The organism is Nitratireductor sp. ATLC21, from assembly GCF_057196525.1.
Genome location: NZ_JBXUOU010000008.1, coordinates 2,501 through 5,907, shown reverse-complemented (window position 1 = coordinate 5,907; position 3,407 = coordinate 2,501). Strand labels below are relative to the sequence as shown.

Genomic DNA, 3,407 nt, shown 5'->3' with positions numbered 1-3,407 from the left:
TTGGTTGCGGGGGCAGGATTTGAACCTGCGACCTTCAGGTTATGAGCCTGACGAGCTACCGGGCTGCTCCACCCCGCGTCAACTTATTTGCGTTTTCTTGCCTGTTTTCATGGCAAAAGGCCGCTTGTTGCGGCCTTTTTCTGAGTTTGGTTTGTTTTGAGAAGATTTCCATGCGTTTTGCAGACCTGGCAGCGACCTACTCTCCCGCGTCTTAAGACGAAGTACCATCGGCGCTGGGGCGTTTCACGGCCGTGTTCGGAATGGGAACGGGTGCAGCCGCCCCGCCATAACCACCAGGTCGGCGAAACGCATGTAATCGAGAAGCTGGTTGACCTTTCGGTCATTGATTTATCTGGCTCCGGGCGAAGCCCGCAAGGCCGACTGGCCGTCGGCGCTTATGCGCCGCGCCCGCGCAGCGGTTTGCAAGGCAAACCCGCGAGAGCGCTCAAGATGAGCATAAGCAATGAGAATGATTCAAGCCGATCGAGTTATTAGTACCGGTAAGCTCCATGCGTTGCCGCACTTCCACACCCGGCCTATCAACGTGGTGGTCTCCCACGACTCTCAGGGAATACTCGTTTTCAGGTCGGTTTCCCGCTTAGATGCCTTCAGCGGTTATCCGTTCCGTATATAGCTACCCTGCTATGCGGCTGGCGCCACAACAGGTCCACCAGAGATACGTCCATCCCGGTCCTCTCGTACTAGGGACAGATCCTGTCAATATTCCTACACCCACGGCAGATAGGGACCGAACTGTCTCACGACGTTCTGAACCCAACTCACGTACCGCTTTAAATGGCGAACAGCCATACCCTTGGGACCTGCTCCAGCCCCAGGATGCGATGAGTCGACATCGAGGTGCCAAACAACCCCGTCGATATGGACTCTTGGGGGTCATCAGCCTGTTATCCCCGGCGTACCTTTTATCCGTTGAGCGATGGCCCTTCCACGCGGGACCACCGGATCACTATGACCGACTTTCGTCTCTGCTCGACTTGTCAGTCTCGCAGTCAGGCAGGCTTATGCCATTGCACTCAGCGAACGATTTCCGACCGTTCTGAGCCCACCATCGCGCGCCTCCGTTACTCTTTAGGAGGCGACCGCCCCAGTCAAACTACCCACCATACACTGTCCCGGATCCGGATAACGGACCGCGGTTAGACATCCATGTAGATAAGGGTGGTATTTCAAGGATGGCTCCACGCGAGCTGGCGCCCACGCTTCAAAGCCTACCACCTATCCTACACATGCCGACACGAATGCCAGTGTAAAGCTATAGTAAAGGTGCACGGGGTCTTTCCGTCTAACCGCAGGAACCCCGCATCTTCACGGGGAATTCAATTTCACTGAGTCTCTGCTGGAGACAGCGGGGAAGTCGTTACGCCATTCGTGCAGGTCGGAACTTACCCGACAAGGAATTTCGCTACCTTAGGACCGTTATAGTTACGGCCGCCGTTTACCGGGGCTTCAATTCAGAGCTTGCACTCCTCCTCTTAACCTTCCGGCACCGGGCAGGCGTCAGACCCTATACGTCGTCTTGCGACTTCGCAGAGCCCTGTGTTTTTGATAAACAGTCGCTACCCCCTGGTCTGTGCCACCCCCCGATGGTTGCCCACCGAAGGGTCACGCTTATCCCGAAGTTACGCGTGCATTTTGCCGAGTTCCTTCAGCAGAGTTCTCTCAAGCGCCTTGGTATACTCTACCAGTCCACCTGTGTCGGTTTCGGGTACGGTCTATATGGAGGAGCTATTTCCTGGGACCACATGGCTGCCTCTCCAATCCAATAAGGAAAGACAACGTCCGCAATCCGTCACTACCTCCAGGCCCACGAATATTAACGTGGTTCCCATCGACTACGCCTTTCGGCCTCGCCTTAGGGGCCGGCTAACCCTGCTCAGATTAACTTTAAGCAGGAACCCTTGGACTTTCGGCGAGGGGGTCTCTCACCCCCTTTATCGTTACTCATGTCAGCATTCGCACTTCCGATACCTCCAGGAGCCCTCACGGGTCTCCCTTCATCAGCCTACGGAACGCTCCGCTACCGCTTGCAAAGCAAGCCCAAAGCTTCGGTGTATGGCTTTAGCCCCGGTACATTTTCGGCGCAAAACCCCTTAATTAGACCAGTGAGCTGTTACGCTTTCTTTAAATGATGGCTGCTTCTAAGCCAACATCCTGGTTGTTTTGGGAGTCTCACATCCTTTCCCACTTAGCCATAACTTGGGGACCTTAGCTGTTGGTCAGGGTTGTTTCCCTCTCCACGACGGACGTTAGCACCCGCCGTGTGTCTGCCGACTAGTACTCCTCGGTATTCGGAGTTTGGTTAGGTTTGGTAATCCGGTGAGGACCCCTAGCCCATCCAGTGCTCTACCCCCGAGGGTATTCGGTCGACGCTCTACCTAAATAGATTTCGCGGAGAACCAGCTATTTCCGAGTTTGATTGGCCTTTCACCCCTAGCCACAAGTCATCCCGATCTATTGCAACAGATATGGGTTCGGTCCTCCAGTAAGTGTTACCTTACCTTCAACCTGCTCATGGCTAGATCACTCGGTTTCGGGTCTAATGCAACGTACTGAACGCCCTGTTAAGACTCGCTTTCGCTGCGCCTACACCTACCGGCTTAAGCTTGCACGTTACATTAAGTCGCTGACCCATTATACAAAAGGTACGTGGTCACACTTGCGTGCTCCCACTGTTTGTAGGCAACCGGTTTCAGGTACTCTTTCACTCCCCTCGTCGGGGTGCTTTTCACCTTTCCCTCACGGTACTAGTTCGCTATCGGTCATGCACGAGTACTTAGGCTTGGAGGGTGGTCCCCCCATGTTCAGACAGGATTTCACGTGTCCCGCCCTACTCGAGGACTATCGTTCACATTACGCATACGGGACTGTCACCCGCTCCGGTCCAACTTTCCAGAAGGTTCTGCTTGTTAAACGATAGCCACTGGCCTGGTCCGCGTTCGCTCGCCACTACTAGCGGAGTCTCGGTTGATGTCCTTTCCTACGGGTACTTAGATGTTTCAGTTCCCCGCGTTCGCTTCTTATCCCTATGTATTCAGAATAAGATACCTTATTGCGATACTTGGAAACCAGGCGCGTCTTCGACGCGCAGTGAATGGTGAATGGCAAAATGGTGAATGGTATTTTCGACCATTCACTATTCACCATTTCTCTATTCACCCAAGCGCCAACGGCGCGCCTGATTTCCCAAGTATCTAAGGTGGGTTTCCCCATTCGGATATCTACGGATCAAAGGGTATTCGCACCTCCCCGTAGCTTTTCGCAGCGTATCACGTCCTTCATCGCCTGTGCATGCCAAGGCATCCACCAATTGCCCTTAAGACACTTGATCATTCTCATTGCCAATGCTCATCCGGATTGCTCCAGACGACACTGACAGAAAAGACCAG

Annotated in this window: 1 tRNA gene and 2 rRNA genes; all 3 read right to left on the bottom strand. The window is 53.9% G+C overall.

Annotated elements, in window-relative coordinates:
- Position 1 precedes the first annotated feature (1 nt).
- The 3 genes from AC2CHD_RS20965 to AC2CHD_RS20955 all read right to left on the bottom strand — a co-directional run bounded on the left by AC2CHD_RS20965 (position 2) and on the right by AC2CHD_RS20955 (position 3,349).
- Positions 2 to 78, bottom strand: a tRNA-Met gene (locus tag AC2CHD_RS20965).
- A gap of 105 nt (positions 79 to 183) precedes the next feature.
- Positions 184 to 298 (bottom strand): 5S ribosomal RNA (rrf, locus tag AC2CHD_RS20960).
- 172 nt (positions 299 to 470) lie between these two features.
- Positions 471 to 3,349, bottom strand: a 23S ribosomal RNA gene (locus AC2CHD_RS20955).
- Between the last annotated feature and the right edge of the window lie 58 nt (positions 3,350 to 3,407).